2 protein-coding genes are annotated in these 4,048 nt (G+C 39.6%); one reads left to right on the plus strand and one right to left on the minus strand.

The annotated features are described in order from the left end of the window. Positions 1-143: 143 nt before the first annotated feature. A complete protein-coding gene (locus tag PHF18_RS17940; RefSeq protein ID WP_300105068.1) occupies positions 144-2,168 on the minus strand; it encodes a histidine kinase dimerization/phosphoacceptor domain -containing protein in 2,025 nt (674 codons plus the stop codon). 294 nt (positions 2,169-2,462) lie between these two features. On the opposite strand from PHF18_RS17940, the gene PHF18_RS17945 reads away from it, so the two are divergent. Continuing rightward, complete coding sequence (locus tag PHF18_RS17945) at positions 2,463-3,947, plus strand: IS1182 family transposase (RefSeq protein ID WP_300105070.1); 1,485 nt, start codon at positions 2,463-2,465, stop codon at positions 3,945-3,947. The last annotated feature ends 101 nt before the right edge of the window (positions 3,948-4,048 follow it).

Below are 4,048 nucleotides of genomic sequence, written 5' to 3' on the forward strand. Positions count from 1 at the left end.
AAAGATTTTCATTCATTTAATTTACCCCCTTTGATATTATAATATAAAATATGCAGGTATACTATTAAAATTTCATCTTGAATGGAATAGGCCCGTATGGAACAGGTCAGTAAAAAGGAAATAATCCAGGGGTGAGAATTATTTCAGGTTGTTTTCCTGATATTTTCCCTGAATTTAAGCGTAAATTTTGTGCCGTTTCCCCTTTCAAGGTCTATGCTTCCCTCTATCTGGTTCACAAGAGCATCTACAAGCTGCAAACCAAGGGACCCCGTGTTTCTGAACTCGACATCGTCAGGAAAGCCCTTCCCGTTGTCTGTAAAGATAAGGGTAAGTTGTTCATTCAGATCCTGACCTTTGGCTGGAATCTTCGGAGCAGGGGTTTTACCTGAGATTTCCTTTTCGTCTACTGCTTCTCTGGTCTCTTCCCCGAAAAGTTCAACATTTATTTCCCCTCCTTTGCCCCTGGGAAAAGCATATTTGATGGCGTTGGTGAAAAGTTCGTTGATTATAATACCCAGGGAAACTGCGGTGTCTACACCGAGAAAAACTTTTTCCACATTAAGGTTTACCCTGATAGCCGAACTCTCGGTACTGTATGAATGGCAGAGATCAGCTATTAACTTGCGGAGATAAGACGAGAAATCAAGAATGTCAAGGTTTCCTGATTCATAAAGTTCCTTGTGTATAAGCGATATTGAAACAATTCGGCTTTCACTTTCCTTGAAAGCCTCAATAACCTTTCTATCACTGAATTTCTCGGCCTGCAGGTCCAGCAGAGAAGAAACTATTTGCAGGTTATTCTTGATCCGGTGGTTGATCTCTTTTTTCCGGACCTGCTCGGCTCTTGTAAGGGCTTCTTCTGCAACCTTTCTTTCGGTAATGTCGATGACAACCCCTTGAAAATGAGTGGCGTGACCTTCGGCATCCCTCTGGATGAAAGTCCTCTCATCAACCCAGCGCAGTTCTCCTTCTTTTGTGCAGATCCGGTATTCCATCCTGAAACTCTCGCATTTGCCTTCAACGCAGCTGTCAAGCTTTTCCCGGACATTTTTTAGATCCTCCTTAAAGACAATATCGCCGTAAAGGATTCTTCCGGAGGTGAAGTTTTCAACTTCATATCCGAACTGTGAGACATTTTCAGACACGAAATCCGCAGGCCATTTTTCCTCGTTTCTCCATAAAAAAACGACTGCCGGACTGTTATTGATGACTGTCCAGAACACTTTCTGCACTTCGAGGGCTATTTTCAATGCTTCCTCACTTTCCCTTAACATACTGCAGATGCCCGGCATCATCCCGAACTCCCCTGATATCCCTGAAGCCTCCCCCTTTTTCCTTTTGTAGAGAGCTGTAAGCTCCTTTGGAATTACTTCTTCCAGCTCATGCATCGAATACCCTGAGGTTTTTCTATATGTGGAGTGGGCATCTTTCCCGGCGAAAAGCTCACTGCGGTCCTGAAATGTCTGGCTTACATCTCTAAAATAAGCAGGGGAAGGAACCTCCTCGAGCAGGGATTCTAAAAAATGTATCCTGTCATGAAGTTCGGAATCAATCCTTCTACACTTCTGGACTTTACGTGCCAGAGACAGGACGTACCTCAAAAAACGTACTTCTTCAGGGGCAAACCCTTCCGGCCCGGTTCTGTAAAGTGTTATACCCATACCGGGTTTTCCCTGCATTATTATAAAGACACTGATCCCGCCGGCTACCCCGTCTAACTTATCAAGCTGTCCGATACATCCGATTTCCTGAATCGAAGGCTGATTTTCCGGAAGGTCAACGCAATCGTGAAAAAACTTGAAAATTCTGCAGAATTCGGCTTTGAAAACAGAAGCTACCATCTCTGCAGTCCGGTCCATCAGGGCTTTCGGAGATGCTTCTTGCTGTTTTTCCGGCGTAAATAGTGTTTTCTTTCTTGCTGTCATGGAGGGAAGGTCCATTCCGTAGATATGCACATATCCGTTTTCCGTCGGTTTAAAAGTGAGTAAGTATTCTATTTTATCCCTTTTTACTTCAATGTTCAAAGCTTCTTTCTTCCTGATCGCTTTCCAAACAAAAGAAAGAATTTGCAAAGGAAGTTTTTGTCCGGTTTCTATCCCCCATATTTCCAGTAAAGGGACTGAGGCTTTGTTTGCGTAAAATACAATTCCATCTTTTCCAGCCCTCATTATGGGATAAGGGTTTGTAGAGAGGAGATGCCGCGTCCATTTAAGCTCACGAAGTTCATTTCCCCCATTTTTTACTGCAGTAACAACTATGTCAAAGGCCCCCCGTTTGCTACCAAGTTACATATTGTTATGCGTAGATATTGATCGATATACATAAAAAAGATCCCGGCAGGCTGTCTCAAAACTATACACGATCGTACATTTGGGTAAGAAATATCGAAATGCTTATCTTCTTTAAAAATAATTATTTCTTAAAAAGTATACTTTTTAAGAAATTAATACCAGTGTTTCACCATGTTCAAAAGGTACGATCAAAAGCAGCAATTTTTACTTCCATTTAACCTGGAAGAGTTTGTTCCTGAAAATCATATTGCCAGAGTGCTAAACGACATCATAGATGTCGTTAATATTGATGCTATTGAATCCACCTACTCTGAGGAAGGCTGCCCTGCCTATCATCCAAGACTTCTTTTAAAAATTATACTTTATGGATACCTTATAAACATCAGAAGCTCACGCAAGATAAATCATATGACTCAAACTGATACTGCTTTTATGTACCTTGCAGCCATGCAAAAACCAGATTTTCATACAATTTGTCGATTCCGTTCAACTCATCTTGATTCGATTAAAGAAATCTTTTCACAGGTTGTTACTTTTTGTAAGGAAATGGATCTGATTGGTCCCAGTATTTCGATCGATGGAACAAAGGTTAAGGCAAATGCTTCTCCAAGACAAAGTAAGAGTTCGGAAGCTCTCGAAAAAGAGATTAATAAGATACTCAGGGAAAGCATTGAGATCGATAAACAGGAAGACGAAATGTATGGTGATTCGACACCATACCAAATGCCAGAAGAACTGGTTGACAAGAAGAAAAGATTAGATAAAATTAAAGCTGCTAAGAAAAAGCTTGACGAAGAAAAGTTAACAAAAATAAACATCACAGACAACGACGCGAGAATTATGAAACATAAGGATGGGAGCAAAAAACCGTCCTATAATTGTCAGGTTGCTGTTGATGAAAAGGAACAAATAATCGTTGCAGCAGATGTTGTCATCGAAGAAAACGACTTGCATCAGATTGAACCAATGATAGAAAATGTAAAGGAAACACTGGGATGTAAACCGACAATAGTGCTGGCAGATGCAGGTTATTTTTCATATGATAATATAAAATTTTTACTCGATGAAGAAATTGATGCTTATATTCCCGACAACTTTTATGAAGTTGAGAAAAGAGGAAAAACCAAAAAGTTCAGGAGATCCCTCTTCACTTATGATGAGGAAAAAGATTGTTATTATTGCCCTGCTGCATTTGAAATCCCATTTACAAGAATACAAAAAAGGAAGGATGACACGGATTTAAGGTATTATGTCTGTAATTATTGTTCTCTGTGTGTGTTGAAAAATGCATGTACTGAGAGTGAAAACAGGACAATATCAAGAGATCCTAGAGAGTACTTAATGGAGAATATGAGGGCTAAATTGAATACAGAAGAAGGAACGGAACAGTATCAGAAAAGAATGTGTACTGTAGAACCTGTATTTGGTCAGATGAAACAGGATAGAGGATTCAGGGAATTTCTTTTGAGAGGAAAAAGAAAGACTAAAATTGAGTTTGTTATGATGTGTACTGTACACAACGTAAAGAAAATAGCAGATTTCATAAAAAGAGAAGGTAAAAGCCTGAAGGAAATTCTAAAGATGATAACTGGGGGAGGAAATGAATGCGGGGATAAATGGGGAATTACAGTAGGAAAGGCAAATAAGCTATGTTGATCTTTGAAAATTGAACTCTTTTTGTCGAAATGAAACAAAAGTAAAAACTGAAATGGGATATTACACAATTGTAGAATTCAAAAAGGTTTTGATACAGCCTG

The organism is Methanosarcina sp. (genome assembly GCF_028693135.1).
Classification (GTDB): Archaea; Halobacteriota; Methanosarcinia; order Methanosarcinales; family Methanosarcinaceae; genus Methanosarcina.